The organism is Sphingobacterium arenae, assembly GCF_014692505.1.
In the GTDB taxonomy this organism is placed as follows: domain Bacteria; phylum Bacteroidota; class Bacteroidia; order Sphingobacteriales; family Sphingobacteriaceae; genus Sphingobacterium; species Sphingobacterium arenae.
This window is the reverse complement of record NZ_JACNYK010000002.1, coordinates 436,872-458,189: the sequence shown is the minus strand read 5'-3', so window position 1 is coordinate 458,189 and position 21,318 is coordinate 436,872. Positions and strand designations below refer to the sequence as shown.

The 21,318-nt window shown below is 42.1% G+C and carries 9 protein-coding genes; all 9 read left to right on the top strand.

Annotation, left to right across the window (positions count from 1 at the left end; all coding sequences use genetic code 11):
• The first annotated feature begins 219 nt into the window (after positions 1–219).
• The 9 genes from H8B17_RS08180 to H8B17_RS08140 all read left to right on the top strand — a co-directional run bounded on the left by H8B17_RS08180 (position 220) and on the right by H8B17_RS08140 (position 21,297).
• On the top strand, positions 220–3,330 hold the full coding sequence (locus H8B17_RS08180) for a SusC/RagA family TonB-linked outer membrane protein (protein ID WP_190308709.1): 3,111 nt from the start codon (positions 220–222) through the stop codon (positions 3,328–3,330).
• An 18-nt stretch (positions 3,331–3,348) separates the two neighbouring features.
• Positions 3,349–4,866, top strand: a complete 1,518-nt coding sequence (locus H8B17_RS08175; RefSeq protein WP_190308708.1) for a RagB/SusD family nutrient uptake outer membrane protein — start codon at positions 3,349–3,351, stop codon at positions 4,864–4,866.
• Between the two features lie 57 nt (positions 4,867–4,923).
• Positions 4,924–7,617, top strand: coding sequence for a hypothetical protein (locus tag H8B17_RS08170; RefSeq protein ID WP_190308707.1), 2,694 nt, complete (start codon positions 4,924–4,926; stop codon positions 7,615–7,617).
• 429 nt (positions 7,618–8,046) lie between these two features.
• Positions 8,047–12,198 carry a hybrid sensor histidine kinase/response regulator transcription factor gene (locus tag H8B17_RS08165; protein ID WP_223816437.1) on the top strand — a complete coding sequence of 1,384 codons (4,152 nt, stop codon included), beginning with the start codon at positions 8,047–8,049 and terminating at the stop codon, positions 12,196–12,198.
• A 285-nt stretch (positions 12,199–12,483) separates the two neighbouring features.
• Complete coding sequence (locus tag H8B17_RS08160; protein ID WP_190308705.1) at positions 12,484–13,890, top strand: phosphodiester glycosidase family protein; 1,407 nt, start codon at positions 12,484–12,486, stop codon at positions 13,888–13,890.
• A gap of 51 nt (positions 13,891–13,941) precedes the next feature.
• Positions 13,942–17,022: a SusC/RagA family TonB-linked outer membrane protein gene (locus tag H8B17_RS08155; RefSeq protein ID WP_190308704.1), complete on the top strand. Its 3,081-nt coding sequence runs from the start codon at positions 13,942–13,944 to the stop codon at positions 17,020–17,022.
• Positions 17,023–17,042: 20 nt separating this feature from the next.
• Entirely contained in the window at positions 17,043–18,488 is a 1,446-nt protein-coding gene (locus H8B17_RS08150; protein WP_190308703.1) for a RagB/SusD family nutrient uptake outer membrane protein, read from the top strand.
• An 8-nt stretch (positions 18,489–18,496) separates the two neighbouring features.
• Complete coding sequence (locus tag H8B17_RS08145) at positions 18,497–19,993, top strand: DNRLRE domain-containing protein (RefSeq protein ID WP_190308702.1); 1,497 nt, start codon at positions 18,497–18,499, stop codon at positions 19,991–19,993.
• A 50-nt stretch (positions 19,994–20,043) separates the two neighbouring features.
• Positions 20,044–21,297: a glycoside hydrolase family 88 protein gene (locus H8B17_RS08140; RefSeq protein WP_190308701.1), complete on the top strand. Its 1,254-nt coding sequence runs from the start codon at positions 20,044–20,046 to the stop codon at positions 21,295–21,297.
• Positions 21,298–21,318: the final 21 nt, after the last annotated feature.

The following is a 21,318-nucleotide window of genomic DNA, read 5'->3' as shown; positions in this document are numbered from 1 at the left end:
TTTTTGATCACAAATCTCATCAAAACATTGGTAAAAGTAGATGACAAGAGAGCCGGCTCGCTGTCTGTAGTGTTACAGATAGCGAGCCGTTTTTTCTTTAAAGTAAAATTGGTTTTTTACAATTGGGGTATGTATATTCGTGTACGTACCCATCATGTGAAACTTATAAACAAAATTATGGGGTTACATATATTTATACGAAATCAAATAAACACTACTATGAGAAGAAAAATCTGTTTAACATGTATTTTATTGTTTTTTGCACTAGCGAAGATAGTGTTTGCTGCGGGGGAAATAGTGAAATTCAGGTGGACGTCGGAGTCCATACAACAAAGATTAAAAGGAAGGGTGGTGGATACCTCGGGACAACCGATCTCGGGTGTTACGGTGTCTGCAAAAGATGGCAGATCCTTAGGTTTAACAAATCAGGAAGGAATATTTGAGGTTGTCGGTGTAAATATTGGTGATACACTCTCTTTTTCTTATATTGGGTACGTACCAAATGAGATGCTAATCTCCAATCTTGAAACACTTCACGTGGTGATGACGACTCAGCAAGGCAATATTGACGAAGTGGTGGTGGTTGGATATGGTACCCAACGCCGTTCAGAAATGACAGGATCTATATCTTCCGTGAAATCTTCGGACTTGGAAAAGGTGGCTGCTTCATCCTTTACTAGTGCGATACAGGGAAAAGTGCCTGGTGTGACCATTAACCAAACGACAGGAGCACCAGGTGGGGCGAGTTCTGTACGCATCAGAGGGGTGGGGACAACAGGAGGAAATCAGCCGCTGTATGTCATCGATGGGTTCCCGGTCGGAGGATCGAATATAGCCATTAACGGGAGTACAGACAATATTGACGGTATGTCGATCGTCAACCCCAATGATATTGAATCAATCGAGATATTAAAAGATGCGGCAGCTGCTTCTATCTACGGAGCTCGCGCTGCAAACGGTGTGATCCTCATTACCACTAAAAGAGGAAAAGAGGGTGTTACCACAGCGGACTTACATGCTTATACCGGTTTCCAGAACTTATGGAGACAGCCTAAATTTCTGAATGCGGAGCAGTTTACCACATTGGCAAATGAGCTGTATCAAAACTCTAATATGGCAACCAATCCCGAATGGGAAAACCCAAGTAGCTTCGGGCATGGAACGAACTGGATAGATGAAGTATTTCGTACAGCACCCATGTATAATGTGGACTTGTCGCTGACGGGTGGAAACCAAAAAATAAGAAATGCCTTGTCACTAGGGTATAGAGATCAACAAGGCACTTTAATGGAAACGTGGAATAAACGTTATACCGGACGTGCCAATGTAGATCTTACAGCGACAGATAGACTGAACTTCGGAGGTAGCTTGGCTTTTTCTTATATACAGGGTAAGGGACAACGGAATGAAGATTTTAGACTAGGTATTTTCAACCTTGCACAGCAGTTCTACCCGACTCTGGGACGAGAGGATGTTGTCAGCGGCTCATCTGCATTTTACTCCACGCAGGGCGATAATCCCTATTTGAGAGCGAAGTCGATGGAAAACTACTTGAATAATCTCCGTCTCTATGGAAATGCCTTTGGTGAATTCGAGATTATGGAAGGTTTAAAATTCAAAAGTAGTATTGGTTTAGATTTCCTATCTAATCGAGGGACGACTTGGCAACCCAAAATACAACGTGGTTTTTACAGTAACCCTCAGGCCGTGTTGAGCGAAAGGCAGGATCAGGGACTCAACTGGTTGATTGAAAATACGCTGAGTTATAATAAGACGTTTGACAGGCATAATCTTTCTCTCATTGTCGGACAAACGGCACAAAAAAATACAAATGATTGGATTTCGATTACAGCACGTGAATTTCAAAATGAAACCATCCGTGTAATCAACACGAGTTCTGAGTCAGAACGAAGGGGAACGGGTACAGGCTCAATGTATACCTTAGCTTCTTACTTGGGAAGGGTAAACTATTCATTTGATAATAAATACCTGTTTTCGGCAAGTATTCGTCGTGACGGTTCATCTAATTTTGGGCCCTCTTACAAATGGGGGAATTTCCCGTCAGTATCCGCCGGTTGGAATATTTCTGAAGAGTCTTTTTTTAATGCTGACGGAGCAATCAATAGCTTGAAAGTGCGTGCCAGTTGGGGACAATTAGGAAATGATGCTATCGGCGCATTTGGTTATTCTAGCACATTTGGTTTAGGCCGCGTGGCTGATAACTATATTCTCGGGACAGACCAACGTCTGATTACGGGGGCAGGCATGATACGTCCGGGTAATTCGGATTTGAAGTGGGAAACCAGCGAGCAGTGGAACTTCGGTGTAGACGCGACATTTTTGAACGGAGGAGGGTACTTGACTGCCGAGTACTATGTTAAAGATACACGGGATATGTTGGTAAGTTTGCCCGTTTCGTTGGAAGCAGGATTTGAATCAGCACCTTCTGTGAATGGCGGTCGAATCAGAAATTCAGGTTTCGAATTGCTAGTAGGCTATGGTGCAGGAAATGCATTTCAATATGATGTCAGTGTCAATCTTTCTACCTTGAAAAATGAAGTGCTGTCATTAGGTGCCGGAAATCCGATCAGCGGACCCGTTGTCGGGTTTACGAGCATGAATAGTTCTTATACCGAAGTGGGACTGCCAATTGGATATTTTAGGGGGTATGTTGTAGAAGGAATCTACCAATCAGATGAGGAGGTTGATAAGACATTTCAACCGAATGCCTCTGCTGGAGATTTTAAGTTCAGGGATGTCAACGGCGATAATGTGCTTTCAGACGAAGACCGGGTTATGTTAGGCTCTCCTTGGCCAAAACTTACTTATGGTATGAATATAGACCTGTCTTATAAGAATTTTGATTTGAACCTCATGTTTCAAGGAGTTTCAGGCAATGATATTTTCCATGTCAATAAATTCAGTACATATCCAATTAAATATTTTGGTGGAAGTGGTGTTATCAATGCTTCTGCGGATGTATTAGACAGGTGGACGCCGGAAAATGGCGGAAATACCGTACCTATTTTGAAATACACGGATTTAAACGGTAATTACGCCAACCTATCGTCATTCTATATCGAAGATGGTTCCTATTTACGTCTGCGGAATTTTACGTTGGGATATACATTGCCACAAGGATTATTTGAGAATACAAATATGCTCAAACGGCTGCGAGTGTATACGTCGATACAGAATTTGTTCACGTTTACAAAATATTCGGGGTTTGATCCCGAAATTGGAGATACAAACCCGTTGGCGAGTGGTGTAGACAATGGCGTATACCCGATGCCCAGAACGTATATGTTTGGCGTGAAAGTAGGTTTTTAATTTGTTAAGATAATGATCATGAAATACATACATAACACTTTTTTATTTTTAGCTACGTTGCTATGCTTAGCATGTAGCGATGATTTTTTGTCCTTGTCACCAAAGGATACATTGATTGAAGATGAGTTTTTTCTAAATATATCCGATGCGGAAGCTGCGTTGACAGGTGTCTATGCCACGCTTCAAAAAGAGGAAGCTTTTTCTAACGTACGGGATGCCGCCGATATTGAATGGGCCGTATCGGGTGATATGTACGAGATGGATGGTAGTGCAAATCGGATCGAATTGCATTCCTTGGCATTACCGTCTACAAATACAATTCTTAGGGATGTTTATTCCGCCGCATATCAAGGGATAAGCAGAGCTAACGTAGTCATTGCAAAAGTTGTCGGAATGGAAGAAGGCGAAGAGGAAACAAAAAAACAAATTATCGCACAGGCGAAATTTATTCGGGCATTGTTCTACTATCGCTTGGTAACATATTTCGGTGGTGTGCCATTGATTACGGAGCCTTTAAATGCTAATTCCGATTTACAGATACCTCGTGCTACAGCAGAAGCGGTATGGCAGCAAATAGAAAATGATCTAAATGAGACGAAAGATTTGTTACCGGCTACATGGACGGGAAATGATGTTGGAAGGGTTACTTCGGGAGCTTGCAAGGCTTTATTGAATAAAGCTTACTTGTGGCAGGAAAAGTTTGATGATGTAATTGCCATTTCAGAATCGCTTTTTGAAGAAGAAGTATATACATTATTGCCGGATTACCGTTCCGTTTTTATGGAAGAAAATGAGAATAATGCGGAGATATTGTTTTCTACTCAATTTAGGGAAGGCGTGGATGCTGAAGGAAACAATCTTGTGAAACGTACAGCACCTAGAGGTGCACCTGCTGAGTTTACAGGTGGTGCTGCATGGAGTAACTTTGTGCCACAGCAGCATTGGGTAGATGCGCATGAAACAGACGGTTCCGGAAGAATCATTGACAAAAGATATTGGGCAACAATTATTGGTCCGGGTGAACGTCACCAAGATATGTCAGCTTTTGTGATGCCCGATAATGTGCCGGCTGGCTGGTCACATTCTGGATATATTATGACCAAATATTGGCAAAAACCGACGCTGAATAATTCTGGCGTCAATGCACCAGTGATTCGGTTTGCCGAAATAGTGCTAAACTATGCCGAAGCTTTGAATGAAAGAGACCGCACAGAAGAATCTATAGTTCAGGTGAATAAGATCAGAGATCGGGCAGGTCTGGTTGACTTACCTCTTACTTTATCAAAAACAGAGACTTTAGATGCGATTTTTAAAGAGCGAAGGATGGAATTTATATGGGAGCCGACGGGAGGATTTTCCGATCTGAATAGGAGAGGACGGTTTCTTGACTTTATTGAAGCAGAACGTCCTAATTTTCCGAGTTTAAACGTACATCAAAAACCATGGTTGCAAACACAGCCGATATTATTCCCTATCCCTAGAGATGCTTGGGATAGAAACAAAGCATTAGAGCAGAATCCGCATTATACTTTTTAAGAGATAAGAGGTGATTTAACAAAAAAAGCAATCAGGAAAAGTTATGAGAAAAATAATATGTTGAAGCACGTTTATTTGGCGTATCTGTCGATGTTTATATGTTTTCCCTTAGTGCTGTCTGCGCAAGAGCGCATAATGGTATTTGGAGAAATATTAAACCAGTCTACAGCATTGAAAAAAGAGTTAGCAGAAAAAAAAATGGAGGTACGGAATATAACAGCTGACAGCCTATTGAACATCTCCGTTGATCAAGGACGCCTCCTGTTAATAGGTAGCGATACTCCCTGCCCATCGGAAAGCCGACCAACCATCAGTAAGTATCTCGCAAACGGAGGAAATATCATCGTTGTCGGTTCAGCTAGCTTTGATTATAGGCCTGAACCTGTGAATCCTGTGGTTGTAGTTGACTTCAAAAATATCGATGATTACCAGATAATCGAACCGCCAAGGACACCGAGGCTAGCATCCATGGACAAGCCGACTATCCAGACCGTAGATCTTCCAAACAGCACCGGGAAAGGGTTAGAATTCGCTACAGAGAAAAGAGGAATGCGTGATATATATGCACAGTTTTCTATAGTAAAAGAGGCTGCCCCTAAAAGGTCGGTATTAACCTTTAAAGCGAAAGGTAACCATTATATGGATCTGTTATCGCTACAAATTAAAGATCGCGATAACAAAAAATGGATCACATTTGTTCCGTTATCTCTGGGGTGGGAAGATTACACCGTTTCGCTGGCTGATTTTCTACCAGAAGGTTGGCACGCGACAGACATGGTGTACCCTTTACTCGACCCTTCCCGTATAGATTCGCTGGCAATGGGTACTAACTTAATGACTGTCTGGCGGGAAAAAGGCATGGTCTTTGCCATTGCGGATGTTTCCCTCTGTGAAAATGAGACCGATATATATGCCCCCACATCAGCGCTTAGCCCCTTGTCGCTACCCTTTCAGGAGAACGAAACCATTTTACCGCAATGGATTATAGATCCCTTTTTCCAATCCATGTCTATAAAGGACGCTGTACACATCATCTCGGCCAAAGGTTCTCCTTTCGGAGAGATAGCACAACAGACCGTTCAGGATGTCACCATCTTGGCAAATACACTTGCCGAATTTCCCGGATCATTGAATGGAACGGATACCAAAAGTACTTATGATCACCGTATGGATAGAGAAAAACGCATTATTCCGCTTTTGACAACCGACGATGGAAACATAGTGGCCCGTCTCGATATCCATGCGGGTGGACCCTATAAACATTCCTCGATTGCCGTATTTGGTTTTAGCCCCCAAAGCATCGTCGCACAGCCGCAGTTACGAAACACATTGGTCGGCGTCGCAGATTATATCCTGCATACACCCCGTGTTTTGAAAACAACGATCAATACAACGATTCAAAAGAACAAGGAAAGTGTTGTTCCTAAGTTTGTCATTACTCTTCAAAACCCTACTGCAAAAACGGCAAAAGGAAAGCTTTCTTTGCATATCGAGGGTATACCCCAAAAGAAGGTAGATGTAGAAATTTCACCGGGAGAGACACTTGACAGAATTATACAATTCGGGGAGGTGCCGACGGGCTTTTCCTTCCAGCAGTTTGATTGGAGCATTGAGCTGGAAACTCCTGATTCTCATGACCGCATAAATGAAACAGTAGATGTGGAGCGTTCCATGTTGCAGGCATTCATTCACCTTGTTAACGCACAGAAAAAATATCCCGACGGTCGCTATAGTCACCACTATTTTGGAGACGCGTATGGCGTTCGGGCCATGTTAGCCTATTTGGATTTTCTGGAAAGAAACCCTGAACATCTGGCGAAGAATACGGACCTCTGGGCAAAGATATCTCCAAACGACATCCTGGAAAGTGCTATCCGCTTTTGCGACATGCTTGTCGAAAGACAACAGCCCAGTGGCGCTCTTCCGATGGGCTACTCCGAACATGCCTGTGGCTACAACGTAGCCGATGGAGGGCAGATGGCATTGGCTTTATTCCAGCTGTCCCGCTATGTAAAAGATGAAATGAAGAGAAAGGCCTATCTGGATGTCTGCTATCGCTTTCTAGACTGGGCGGAGACATTCTATATTAGCGAGACTAAATCTGACTCTTTAAAAGTAAGCATACCGGAGGAATATACGAAGGGGAATGCCGCCGCTGGTTTGTACGGTCTTGGACAGGCTGGGCGCAGTCGTCAGGAAACAGGACCGTCATGGGTCCTCGCTGATATCCTGGCCGCACAAGTTTACGCAGCCTATATCGACGACCATCCTAACAATGAGCTGTACCAGAAAATCGCAGATCGAAACGTTAAATTCTATATAAATGCACGATATTCTGCAGCTGGATATTACCAGGCAGAAGCGTTGTTTTGGGTCTGGTTGACAACAAATGACAAAACGATCAAAAAGACAATCCGTGAAAACTTAGATTTGTCTTTCTTACCACCGCTCTATCAAGGGAAATTAAACGATATGTATGATTTGGGGTCTCGTTCCACTTTACGAGCCCTGCCTTTACTTTATTATCAGCAATTTATACGTAACACGGCTAGCAACCGTGCCGTTCTGCTGAAGTATATATGGAGCTTTGGGGCCAACACATCGATGTCTGCTATGGGATTCCTTTCGCCAACGTTTCCAAAGCCTGTACATGGAGAATCACTGGCAGCCGCTAAATATGCCGCACTAAGTGCCTTATGGTCGATGGAATTGTTAGAAACGGGATCCACTTTATACCCAAGAGTTAAATGAATTATAAACGATAAAGAACAGTATGATGAAAAAAGCTAATTTCATAAACCCAAATACAATAACATTCGTATGTTGCATGTTATTTTTCATGCGTTGATGCTACATACCGCGATATGCTGGCGATCCGTTTACGCAACACCAAACGCGAGGAATTATTGGAAGGCATCCGTTTTTATCCTTGTACGTTCAGCTCGTTGCCAAGGGCGATGAAAACATTGTTCTGGCAGCTGGTTTCATGCTGTCTAGACCACGGAGCGTGGCAGAAGATATTCCGTTGACAACGGGACACAGCTGTGGAAATAAATTGGAAAAAATTCAGTATGAGATGAAAAGGTAAAAGCTTATATTTACTCCTTGACCAACAGCTGGCTATCGATTTTATCCAAATTGCGAAACTGTTTTTTCAAGCTGTATAATAGTAATGACTTTATGAGATGGTTCAAACATTTCCGGAATATAATGTTAGTTGCTCAGAATAAGTATTCATTATTCTTTTTGTTTATATTTTATCTACTGTATTTCCCTACAAATACAGATGCACAACAATTGTTTTCTTTTAGGCACTTGGATATCAATGATGGCCTTTCTCAAAACAATGTGTTTTGCATGTTGCAGGATAGAGAGGGGTTTGTATGGATCGGAACGGAAGATGGACTGAATAGATATGACGGTTATGAGTTTAAACATTATAAGCGAAATCATCGTAAAGACGGAGGAATCAGTAATAATTTTATCAATGCCATTATTGAAGTCGGAGACCGCCATTTATGGGTGGCGACTGCAGATGGGTTGAATGTCTATGACAAAAAAGCGGATGTCTTTGAGTGTATCAACACCACTTCATCTACCGCAGAGCCTTACACCCGGAATTTCATCCATGCGTTGTTTTCCGATGATGACGGCAATGTATGGATCAGTACGAAAGAAGGACTGAAAAGATACGATCTCCAGGAAAAGCACCTCTATGATTTTGCAAAACACGTAGGTGTCGTACATGGCAACAGAGCACATACGATCCTCAAAGACCGTTCGGGAAAAATATGGATAGGTACCACCTCGGGGTTATCGCTGTTTGATTCCAAAAATGGTCAACGGTTGCCACTTCCAGAGCCCATCCAGCAGCTGGCTAGCTATTACGTTAGGGCAATCCAGCAGGACAGTATCGGTCGGATATGGTTTGGTTCTGAATCCAATGGCTTATTTGTTTACGATTCGACACATGAAACTTGTATTCATTATGAGAAAAGAGGATTGGGTATTAAAAACTCTTTGCCGAGCAATACGGTGAGAGGTATCTTTTTCAAATCAAATAAAGAAGTATGGGTGGGTACACTGGAAGGGCTTGGCATCATCGATCTGGAGCGTGGTACAGTCAGTAGACATGTCTACGATCCTAATAACCAACATGGGATCAGCTATAATTCTGTACGTAATTTCATGCAAGATAACGCCGGTAATATCTGGTTGGGGACATTTGCCGGTGGGGTAAATATCTATTCTCCTAATCGTGCACAGTTCCACACGATTGCTGGAAAGAAAGCTGGAAATCGTGGGCTGAACCATCCTGTGGTCAGCAGTATATTGGAAGCCAAAAACCAAGGATTATGGATCGGCACCGAGGGGGGCGGACTTAATTACTATGACCAGCATAGTGATTCATTCTCTTATTATTCTTTTGGCTTGTCGGGGGGAGAAGACAAATTCTTCAAAAATATTGTCAAGGCGCTGACGTATAAAGACAGTAGTCATATATGGATAGGGACCTCTTATGGACTGCATCTTTTTGACATTAGAGACAAAACTTATCGAAGTTATGTCGTGGGAGACGATAAACTGTTTGGAAGTCATCAGATTTCTGCGCTTGTCCATACAGAAGAGGGATTATGGATAGGTACGAATGGAGGTGGGTTACGATTTATGGATGCAGAGGGCAAGGTGTCAACTTTCTTACACCATCCTAATCAACCTCATAGTATTGGCACAAATCATATACGGACTATGGTGCAGGACAAGCGGGGCAATCTTTGGATAGGAACTCGAAATGGCCTGAATTATTTTGATACGAAAACTAAAAAAATACGGACATACAAAGATACTCCAAATAAAGGATATAGCTTAAACAGTAATGCTATTTTATCGGTTTTTATTGATTCGGAAGAAAATTTATGGATTGGAACAGATGGGGCTGGTCTGGATATGTTCGATTCTCTTACAGGTAGGTTTCACAGCATTACGGGATCCGAACGGGGGAATAGAGTGGTGCGTGCAATTGGCGAAGGTTCTGACGGCAGTATATGGATAAGTACCAACGAAGGCTTGTCAAGAATTAGACCGACACGAAAAGGCGTTTTCATTCCCAGCGATAGCCTGATGATATCTAAATATGTCATGGGCGATGGTCTGCAAAGTAATCAGTTTTCGACAGGAGCGGTCATGAAATCTCGGAAAGGCGCGCTGTTCTTTGGAGGAATAAAGGGGATCAATTGGTTTTTTCCAGAAAAAATCCAGCGCAACAAATTGATGCCTAACATTGTATTGACTAATGTGGAGATACAGGGGGCTTTGCCATCAGAAAATGACAGATATCCCAGTATTTATGACGATGCAATCACACTGCCACATGACCACGGCTCCATATCTTTTAAGTTTGCTGCCCTTAACTTTGTCGCTCCGGAGAAAAATGAATATGCCTATCGTCTGGAAGGCGGAGGCAACAAGGAATGGAACTATTTAGGAGCAAACCAGCGTACAGCAACTTTTATTAACCTTGCTCCGGGAAAATATCGTTTTAGCATGAGGGCGACAAACAACGATGGTATATGGAGCGATTATGTCCGTACGGTAGAAGTGATTGTCCTCCCCCCATTTTGGAGGACTTGGTGGGCTTATTGTATTTATATCGCTTTGGGGTTTGGATTAATATACCTGTTTTATTATTATTCACTGAAAACAGCTAAACTTAAAAATGAACTTCATTACAAGCATTTGAGCAACGAGAAGGATAGGGCACTTGTCGAACAAAAAATAAACTTCTTTACAAATATATCCCACGAAATTAAAACGCCCTTAACACTTATCTTAGCTCCGTTGGATAAAATGCTTAAGAGCAGCAGAGAAGGCAGCAAGCTGAAACCTCAGCTGGTCATGATGCAACGGAATGGAGAACGATTAAACAAATTGATCAACCAATTGCTCGATTTTAGGAAATTTGAATCGGGTCATATGTTGCTGAAAAATACAGAAAACGATTTGGTGAAATTTATCGAGGAGATATGTGTGGTGTTCGAAAGTTATGCCGCCCAGCACAATATCCAGCTAAAATTATATGCGGAGTACACCGATCTACCTTTATGGTTTGATGAAGATAAACTGGAAAAAATAATGTACAATCTGTTGTCCAATGCGGTGAAATTTAGCAAAGATGGGGGAGAAATACAGGTGAAAATAAAACCAGATGAAACCAATAATGATTTTATAAACATTGACATAGAAGATAATGGCATAGGGATTTCAGAAGAGAATATGGATACTATTTTCGACCAATTCCAGCATAGTAACGAGACCAATATAAACAGTACCGGCATTGGCCTTGCTTTTTCCAAAGGTCTGGCAGAACTGTTGGGAGGGGATCTGACCGTTAAAAGCAACAGAGAGAAAAGCAATCAATCTGGATATACATGTTTCACCATTAAGCTTCCACTCATTCGAAAATATTTGTGCCAGCAGGATATAGAGACAAGAAAGGAAGAAGAACTTATAGAAAATATAGGTGTGATCGCTGATCCAGAACAAAGTCGAGTTATAAGATATAATCTGGACGAAAATATAACCATGCTGATCGTCGAAGATAATATAGATTTACTGGAGTTCATGATGACTTCTTTTTCAGAGCGGTTTACGGTCCATACTGCTGTCAATGGAAAAGAAGGATTGTGTCGGTTAAAAGAAATTGTACCAGATATTATTATTAGTGACGTAATGATGCCTGTAATGAACGGGATCGAGTTTTGTAAGAAAGTGAAATCGGATGTCCGTATAAGCCATATTCCTTTTATTTTACTTACGGCAAGAACTCCGGTTATATATAAAATTGAAGGGTTTGAGATAGGAGCGGATGATTACATCACCAAGCCTTTCAGGATGGATGTGCTCGAAGCCAGAATCAATAATCTGATCTCGTCGCGTAATAAAATAATCGCACAATATAAAACAGAGTTGAGTACACAACCCCAAAATGTTGACTTGACTTCTCCCGATGAGATATTTATTGCGAAACTTATGGACTTTATCGAAAATAATCTTTCTGAACCCGCATTAAATGTAGAAAAAATGGCAAAAGAAGTGGGCTTGGGACGGAGTGCTTTGTACCGCAAGATTAAGACCCTTACGGGAAAAACGGCAATAGAATTTATTCGCAGTATCAGAATGAAAAGAGCCGCACAATTACTGCGACAAAAGAAAATGAATGTGAACGAAGTCGTTTATAGTGTCGGATTTACTGATGTTGATTATTTTCGTCGATGTTTTAAGGAAGAATTTGGCAGGACCCCAAGAGAGTACATTAATTCGGAAGAGATCTAATGTTATTGTAAGAGATAACTTCGGATATAACATGTAAAATTGATACATCTGTCATGTGTTTTTGATACAAACATGTTGTATTTTTGTTAACGAAAAAGTTGATTATCTTTGATTATCACGAAGAAACTAAATTATAGATAATGATGAAATCATTTATCGTTGTAAACCTAAGCAGATAATAGTTTCTTATAGGAGAAGTGGAATAGAGTACTTTTTAATTTGCTTGAATCGGGTACGTAACCATTAGCCCAATTAAACAATAATTAATAAATATAATTTATGCTCATGAAAAAGAAGTTGCATTATCTGTGTTATGTATGGATCGTTTTCATAACTACACCTTGGTTGACTACATCTTGCTGGAGCGATCTAGAGAATGTTTCTCCAGCAGCATTAAAACCCGAGATTACCTCCGTGCTTCCGGAGACCGGGGAGTCCGGCACAGTTATCACCATTGCCGGTGTCCGATTTGGAACAGACGCCACGAAGGTGAGGGTCCGGTTTGATAATACTACTGATGCGGCGGAAATATTATCCGTTTCGGATACGGAAATTAAAGTAAAAGCACCTGGTGGGTTTTCAGATAAAGCGGTAAATATTCAGGTGTTTGTGTCGGATCAGCTCCTTCCTTCCCGATATGCACAGTTTTATTATATAGAAAGATTTCGACCAGAAATCACCGCCATCCCAGCCACTACTTTCTATCATGCCGTATTGGTTATTTCCGGTATAAACTTTAGCCCAGTAGCAGAAGAAAATATCGTAAAGTTTGGTGACGTCGAAGCAACAGTTACCGAAGCGAGTGAAACATCCTTAACAGTTTTAGTGCCCGATTTGGGTGATGTAACTTCTACAGATATTACAGTATCTAAAGCTGATCTGGTTTCTAACGCCATGCGAATAGATGTTAATCTGGATCAGAATACAATTGCTAAATATGATTGGGCTGCTACTCAAGTTAGAAGCGGGATAATCCATAAGACGGGTACATTTGCACTATTCGGTGATGTTCAACGAAGAATAAATGTCTTGGATGTAACGCTGGACCAGTCCAATGAACTGGCGATAGGTTTTTCTACGACTAATGCCTCTACCGTAAACATGATTGCTGGTTTAGGAGGAATAGCAGGTATTAATGCAGGATATTTTCCGATGTCCGGAGCGGTAGACAAAGATCCGTATATCAGAATAGACGGGATTGAAGTTCAGGAGGGCACCTTGAACAGTGTTTCTACGCGTTTTGTTAATGCAGCGTTGACCATAAACAATAATATCGCATCGGTACGCCATCTCACCGGAAGCAGCAATTTGAATCTACAGGCTGCACAAATCCCGTTCTCCGAAGCTGAAAACGTTATTGTCTGCGGCCCCATACTTTTCGTCGACCATAATCATATCCAACAGGATGATAATCCCCATAATACGTCCTCTACGGCCAGAACCGGATTAGGTGTTAGTGCAGATGGCAAACGCGTCATTATGGTGACCGTGGATACGGGCAATGGCGTAACGGGGGTGACCACACCACAGTTAGGCTTGATTTTAGAGGCTTTGGGAGCCGCTAGCGGCATGAATTTCGATGGCGGAGGTTCGACAACGATGTTTGCCCAAGGGTTTGGCACCAACGGCCTTGTCAATCTCCCGAGCGGAGGTTCTCAGCGGGCGGTGAGGAGCGTGGTATACGTGAAATAATATCTTTAAACATGAATAAACCAATAACTAGCAACTATAAACAGTAAGTATATGAAATTACAGATAAAAATTATCTTGTGTTTACTTCTTTTGTCGCCAATACTTCTTCAAGCGCAATCCCTCTCGGTAAAGGGTAGAGTTACCGACTTTAGGATTGGTGAACCTATAGTGGGAGCCTCCGTAGCCGTAAAGGGAACGGTAATTACGACCGTTACCAACCAAGACGGTGCTTTCTCGCTGTCAGGTGTTCCCAAGAATGCTACTCTTGTCTTTTCCTTCTTAGGAAGAGAGACACAAGAGGTGGCACTTAATGGCCAGACCACGCTGAACGTTGAAATGCGGGAAACAGCAAGTAACCTTGACGAGGTCGTTGTTATCGGGTATGGTACACAAGAGAAACGGGATGTCACGGGGGCCATTACATCGATTTCGGCCGAAGACATGGAAACAAACCCTGGAGCTACGATCAACTCTGCATTGCAGGGGAGGATACCGGGTATGCAGATTGTGACAACTTCAGGAGAGCCGGGATCGGGTTCGAACATCAAGATTAGAGGTGCTTCTTCTATCAACGGCGGTAGCGAACCGCTTTATATTATCGACGGGGTACCGATGGAATCTTCCAATATTTCATCCATTGATGGTGATGCGACGTTTAGCCCCATTGCCAGTCTAAACCCTAACGATATTGAGTCTATAGAGGTGTTGAAAGATGCGGCTTCAGGAGCCATTTATGGATCGCGCGCTGCAAATGGAGTGGTGATCATCACGACTAAAGGTGGGAATAAATTTGGTGCAATTCGTCCGAGAGTAACATATGACCATACGTCGAGCTTAGTAGCCGTATCGAGAAAGCTAGATGTGATGAATGGAGACCAATTCCGAACAGCTTATACGGAAGCACGAACCAACAACGGGCAGGATATTACCCAACTATGGGTAACCAACCCCCATCATCCATATTATAATCGTACCACCGATTGGCAGGATGTGATCTTTAGACCGGCCTATCAAAGTCGGCACGACCTTGGTTTGCAGGGTAGCTCGGAAACCTTCTCCTATGGAGTGTCCATCGGCTATCGCGACCTCGACCCGGTCATGGTCGCTACCGGCTATAAGCAACTTAATATGCGGGGAAATTTCTCCTATAAATTAACCGATCGGATATCTGCGGGAACTAGGGTGTCGTATACCAATGTGGATTACAACCGTATACTTTCCTCGAGTAGCAATAACTACAGTGCCTTGCGGGCCGCTTTATTTACAAATCCGGTTTTTTCCCCTTATGATCCTGTCACGGGCGAACTAGTAGATTGGTTAGGACAGCGGGAAATGAGAAACCCATTGGCCATGGCCGAGAAAGTTCCGATTAACTTCTTCCAAGACAGAATAACGTTGAACCAGTTTGTCTCGGCAGATTTGATGGAGGGTTTGACGCTTCGGACAAGTCTCTATATGAGTTTTGATAAGACAAAGCAATCCAGTTTCCAGCCAAAGACCTTCGATTCGGCTACTCCACGAAGAGATTTTGGTAAGTTTAGGCAGGGAGACGTAAATAAATTTGTGAATGAAAATACGTTGTCATATGACAAAAAGATAGATAAGCATCGTATTGGCGTTGTATTGGGACAAGCTATAGAACGGGATTTTAGTGAAAATATCCGTTTAGAGGGTGAAAATCATATTGATTCGAAAGTAACGCCTATACAAACAGCAGCACGTTTTACCTCTATATCAAGAACGGAATCCGAACGTATCTTACTTTCCTTTTTTGGGCGGGCAAATTATAATTATGCCAGTAAATATTTGGCGTCTTTTACACTTAGAGCTGATGGATCATCCCGGTTTGGTAGCGATAAGCGGTTTGGGTACTTCCCGTCGGCTTCCGCTGGATGGCGTTTTTCCCACGAGCCCTTTATGCGCAATATTAGGAGATCCTTTTTGACGGATGGTAAGGTGCGTGCCAGTATGGGGATAACGGGTAATCAGAGTATTTCCAATTATGCTTGGCAGGGGGAATATTCAGCTTCTTCTAACCGATATGATGGAAATGTGATTATTAACCACGCCAGTCTGATGAATACTAATTTAGGTTGGGAGACGACCACGCAGTACAATGCAGGATTGGATTTAACTTTCTTGAAAGGGAAAATCAACGTCACTGCCGATGCGTATCTTAAAAGCAGTAAAGATCTTTTGTTTGATTTTCCGATCAACTATTATACAGGGTTTACTTCGGTAGCGACAAATTTTGGAAGTATAGAAAACAGAGGGCTGGAATTTCTAATCGAGACCGTAAACATCGATAAAAAAGTTCGTTGGGAAACAGGTTTCAATATCAGTTTGAACCGTAATAAGATTACGGAGCTACCCAACGGGGATGATATCCTCGTCAATGAGTACGCACTGGGTAGAATAGGGCAGCCTATAGGTGTGTTTTATGCGCATCAGGCACTCGGTGTCTATGATCGGGACGAGAGTAACGTATACTTCGCGCCGGATGGCACGCAAGGTCAATACCGGAGAGGTGCTGCGACAGGGGAGGTTTTCAAAGGCGGTGATATGATCTGGGCAGATTTAGATAATAATGGTGTTATTGATGATTACGATCGATTAATTATCGGAGATCCCAATCCGGATTTCATCGCTGGCTTTACCAGTAAATTATCCTATGAAAGCTTTTCGTTGAATATGATTTTTTATTGGTCACAGGGAAACATGGTGATGAATGAGTTGAGACGGCGTAGAAACCAGATGACATTTACTGGGAACTTGGGGCAGGATGCTATGAATCGTTGGCGGCAACAGGGCGATGTGACCAATTTTCCAATGGTACGCTATGGTGATTCCATGCAGAATTTCAGACCATCTACTTTTAATATGGAAGACGGATCCTTTGTTCGCCTGAAAGAAATTACCTTGACTTATCGTGTACCTTCGGATTATCTCAAAGGTTTATTTATCCGGTCGGCAAGTGCTTATATTTCAGGTACAAACCTATTTACGTGGAGTAAATACAGTGGCTACGATCCAGAGGTCAACTCGTCGACGAATCCGTTTGTGTCGGGCGTGGATAACGGTTCTTTTCCAAAAAGTCGATCATTTAATTTAGGTGTGAGGGTTCAATTCTAACATATATCAAAAATATAAAGATGAAAAAATTTATTTTATATCTCTTTCTCGGTGCAAGTTTGACGATATCCTCTTGTAATATATTGGAAATTGAACCGACAACCTCGTGGACTGGTGCAAACTTGCCTACAGAAGAAGCGCATCTCTATGGTGTGTTATACGGTGGCTACGGTCGACTTCAGGCCGCTCTGCGTGTAAATTTCATGGTGTATGGCGATATGCGTTCAGAGGTTTATTTTAATAATGCTTTCAATGTCAACATCGACAAAGTCGTTGCCAATAGATTGGACAACGGTATGTCACTTGCTTCTTGGAGGACATTTTATGAGGCGGTTAAACAAGCTAATATCGTTCTGAAATATACCCCCGAGTTATTGGAGCAGCGTATCATTACAGAGGCTGTAGCCAACGATCTGATGGGACAGGCTTATATTCTAAGAGCGTATACCTATTTTTATCTCGTACGGATATGGGGAGATGTGCCGCTTGTCACGGAGCCGTTTCTTTCAAACAATGATTTGGTACCGCATGGCCGCGAATCACAAACTAAGGTTTTTGAGCAAATACACCGTGATCTCGAAGAGGGAGCTCTTATGCTTCCTGCTTCAGGAACGAACCGTACTGCGTTTACGCGAGCTGCGGCTTACGCTATTGATGCACATGCCTATGCCTGGGAACATGATTATGAAAAGGTCATAGAACGAATAGACTTGGTTTTGAGCAATTCCAATTACTCGCTTACATCACTATATAACACGGCGATAAGTGTGAACGATCCCAATTTTGTAGAGCGAGTACAAGCCACTGAATATGCTGGGATATTCAATAACGGACGAAGCAAGGAATCAATATTTGAACTGGCATTTAGCTTGGATGACGGAGACGATAACCAATATTTGACAAGTTATCTCTCGGGTGGATTCCCTATCGTAAGACCTCATCCAGAATACGCAGAAACGTTTGATGATCTAGACTGGCGCGCCATCATAGCACACAGGTTCAATTCGAGCGGTAACTATACCGTAACCAAATTTACAATCGGTTTCAGCTCTGACGTAGACACGCGTAACATTGTCCTATTACGACTAGCAGACCTGTATCTATTGAAAGCTGAAGCCATCGTTAATTTAGGAGATACAGATGATGACCGAAGGGCCGCAATGGATTTGGTTAATCAAATTCGTAATAGAGCCGGAGGTGTAGATTTTGAAATACCAGAATCCGAATATCTTGATCGGGATATTTTCTATCCGGAATATTTGAAAGATTTTATATTGGAAGAAAGAAAGTTTGAGCTTACCTATGAAGGACAACGTTGGTTTGATCTGGTTCGCAATGGCAAAGCTATTGAGATAGTTAAAGAACGGGTAGGAATTGATATTCACCCCTTAAGTCTGGTATGGCCAATTCATATCGAGGAGATCAGAAGAGGTGAAGGAGTAGAACAGAATGAATACTATAGATAAGTTTTAAGATGAAAAAATTACCCTTAAAAATGCCTAACAAACTTATTTTAATGTTGGTGCTAGGTGTCACTAGCATGTGGAGTTGTCAAGACCTGATCAAGGACTATGAGTTGGATACAAATCCTGATTTCTTGAAGACCATGACGCTAGTGGATTATATCGAGCAGGGGCGGGATACCAGTTTGACGTTATATGCGGAGGCGATCGAGTACGCCGGTCTCACCGAACTAATCGCTAAAGGTGAACAGACTAGGGTCGTACCGACGAATAATGCAATTAGGACACTGTTGGCATCTGCCGGAATATCAAATATAAGAGATCTGTCTCCCAATGTCGTTAAAGGGCTGTTTTCCTATTTGATATTTTCAGGTACATTTCGGTCTATTGACTTGGATGAGAATGAAACAGTTGAAGGGGAAACACATACCGGCGAGCCCTTATACCTAACACGACTTACTTCTTCGACAGACCAATATCGCGTCGTGGTGAATGGCTCCAATCAATTAGCGACACCGCCTATTGATGTTATTCGGCAGGATTATGTTTTTATGGATGGTGTAGCGCATGTGGTGGATTATTTTCCGACCTATCAACAGCTTATGACACCGACGGATTCCGTTCCAGATGATGTGGATTACAGTGAAGCACAGAAAGATACCATATGGGTAACGGATGAAGCCCATGCGTATAGGGGAGGTGCGAATAATAATTACAATTCTGGTGTTAACCAGTTGGTCTCCAGATCTGGTCAGTATCGGTACACCTTCTTTAAATTTAATACACTTCCTATTGATTATGTGGATGACCTGACATCTGCAAAGCTACACTTCTTTGTCAATACCATCAACGGATCGAATTTTGTTCCTTTCTGCGCGGTGCATGAAACGACAGATGACAATTGGACGGCACCGACTTTGACCTATAATACGATGCCTGGATTTGGGCCAGAGCTAGTAACAGCGGAGCTTGCCTTGAATTGGAATGAGATTAATCTAACAGGCTACATGCAAAACGTCTATAAAGATGAAAAGCCGGTCATTTCTTTAGGACTTCAACTGCTTAATGGCCAAAATATCACTTCATCCAGCGTGCAAATAAGGAATACGGAGGCCTCCAATGGTATTTATACGCAATTTATTAGCTTGATGGGGCCGATTCCAAGTGAATTGATACTTCGTCATAATGAGCCAATTGTTGTTTCTAACAACGGTATAACGATACTCACAAAGGATCATTTTAGTATGGCAAGCCTGCAATCATCAACATATAAGTACTCTGATAACAATATTCTTTTTTCGCTGATGGAGGTCCCGGCTAATGGTACGTTGACAAAATATGGACTTCCAATGAAAAAGTTTACGCAATTTACCCAGCAAGAATTAGCCCGCGGTGCTATAAAATATGTACACAATGAAGGTGGTAGTGATAGCTTCCAACTGAAAGCACTGGATTATATTGGTGGTGTTTACGAGGAACTTTTACCGGTTTCGGTCACTGTCCAGTAATCGTTTGTGTAAAATCAATAACTAAAAAATAAAGAAAAATACAATATAAAATGAAGAGACTATTTAGTATGTCGGCCATCCTCCTAATTCTTTCCGTTTCTTGTGCACAAAAGAAAAGCTTAGTAAAAGCAGATCCACACTTATTGGAGATCATAGACAACGGTTTGCAGCAAGCCGTAAGTCAGTATAAATACATGAAGTCATTGACGGACGAAGATCGATTTCCTAAAAATTATGAACACGGACGTTTAGTGACAAGTAGTGCGAGAGACTGGACGAGCGGTTTTTATCCCGGTACATTATGCTATCTGTATGAATATAGTCAAGACAAGGAATTATTTCATGAGATCGAAAATAAATTGACTTCTTTGGAAAGCCAAAAAGACAATAAACGAACGCACGATCTGGGGTTTATGATGTATTGCAGTTTTGGCAATGCTTATCGCCTTACACAGAATGAAAAATACAAAGACATTCTCGTGCAGTCGGCTAGATCATTGGCTAGCCGATACAATCCTAAAGTCGGTAGTATTCAATCTTGGGACCGTATCAAGTCTTTTGTCAGTGACGAATATTGGGATTTCCCAGTTATTATTGATAACATGATGAATTTGGAATTGCTGTTTTTTGCATCCAAGAGTACGGGCGATGCTCGTTTTAAGGACATCGCCGTTAAGCACGCTGAAACAGCCATGAAAAATCATGTGCGACCAGATTATAGCTCGTATCATGTGGTGGCCTACAATCCGGAAACTGGAGCGGTGGAAAGCCGTCAAACCTATCAAGGTTTTGCGCATAATTCTACTTGGGCCAGAGGGCAGGGTTGGGGGATATATGGGTTTACGATGGTATACCGGGAAACAGGAGACGATCGTTTTCTTAAGACAGCGCAGGGGATGGCAGATTTTTTTCTCAACCATGAAAATTTACCGGAGGACAAGATACCGTACTGGGATTTTAATGCCGGTCAACCGAATTTTCCCTCCAGCTGGGTGTACGACGCATCAAAATACCCGATAATACCGAGAGATGCTTCCGCCGGTGCATTGGTAGCCTCAGCACTGATTGAGCTTTCGAGCTATTCAGATAAAGAAAAAGCTAATAAATATTTACATGCAGCGGAAACGATGATTAAATCGCTCGCTTCTCCGGCATACACATCGCCTCTGAAGGAAAATGGCGGTTTCATATTAATGCATAGCGTAGGGAATCTCACGAAAGAAAGGGAAGTAGACGTTCCGCTTTCCTATGCAGATTATTATTATACCGAAGCCATGTTGAGATATAAAAACTTACCGAAATAATAGAAGACCATAGTATTTTTA

Bases quoted from the DNA above. Each gene is read 5' to 3' on its own strand.
- H8B17_RS08160 (WP_190308705.1), top strand. From the start codon at position 12,484: ATGAAAAAGAAGTTGCATTATCTGTGTTATGTATGGATCGTTTTCATA.
- H8B17_RS08140 (WP_190308701.1), top strand. From the start codon at position 20,044: ATGAAGAGACTATTTAGTATGTCGGCCATCCTCCTAATTCTTTCCGTT.
- H8B17_RS08145 (WP_190308702.1), top strand. From the start codon at position 18,497: ATGAAAAAATTACCCTTAAAAATGCCTAACAAACTTATTTTAATGTTG.
- H8B17_RS08170 (WP_190308707.1), top strand. From the start codon at position 4,924: ATGTTGAAGCACGTTTATTTGGCGTATCTGTCGATGTTTATATGTTTT.
- H8B17_RS08155 (WP_190308704.1), top strand. From the start codon at position 13,942: ATGAAATTACAGATAAAAATTATCTTGTGTTTACTTCTTTTGTCGCCA.
- H8B17_RS08165 (WP_223816437.1), top strand. From the start codon at position 8,047: ATGAGATGGTTCAAACATTTCCGGAATATAATGTTAGTTGCTCAGAAT.
- H8B17_RS08175 (WP_190308708.1), top strand. From the start codon at position 3,349: ATGAAATACATACATAACACTTTTTTATTTTTAGCTACGTTGCTATGC.
- H8B17_RS08180 (WP_190308709.1), top strand. From the start codon at position 220: ATGAGAAGAAAAATCTGTTTAACATGTATTTTATTGTTTTTTGCACTA.
- H8B17_RS08150 (WP_190308703.1), top strand. From the start codon at position 17,043: ATGAAAAAATTTATTTTATATCTCTTTCTCGGTGCAAGTTTGACGATA.